This is a genomic window from Bradyrhizobium sp. LeoB3 (assembly GCF_055456055.1).
In genome coordinates this window covers 1-365 of record NZ_JBVBEF010000400.1, presented here as the reverse complement: position 1 = coordinate 365, position 365 = coordinate 1, and the positions used below count along the sequence as shown (strand labels likewise).

Here is a 365-nt window from a genome sequence, read left to right as displayed (position 1 = left end):
GATTGAAAATATACTTGAAGCGCACGATCGCGCGGACCCCGCACTTTTCTGTCAGCCCAAAGGACCCGAGAAACCGAGGGTGCACACAAAAAGAAAGGCCGCCCGCGTTGCCACAGGCGGCCCCCGCCTCGGGGACGCTCAAGGCGGACAGCGATAGCGAAGTGATGCTGGGCGGTTCGCTACCGCATACGCTATCTAAGATGATCGCGATCAGCGGCTCAATTGAACGTAGGGAAACGTCGGGCATCTAAAGGGGGTCACGGGCCGATACGAAGGATCATGGCGCTCGCCATCCCACCCGCGCTCTTGCATCCTCCCCTTCGCCTCCGGTTGGAGGCTCCCCTGGGGCGAGGGCGCAAATAGTC

At 61.1% G+C, this 365-nt stretch carries 1 protein-coding gene; it reads left to right on the top strand.

Translation table 11 applies throughout. The annotated features are described in order from the left end of the window. The coding region (locus ACZXDY_RS46505) for a hypothetical protein (RefSeq protein ID WP_464350103.1) at positions 1-251 on the top strand (251 nt) is incomplete at its 5' end. Between the last annotated feature and the right edge of the window lie 114 nt (positions 252-365).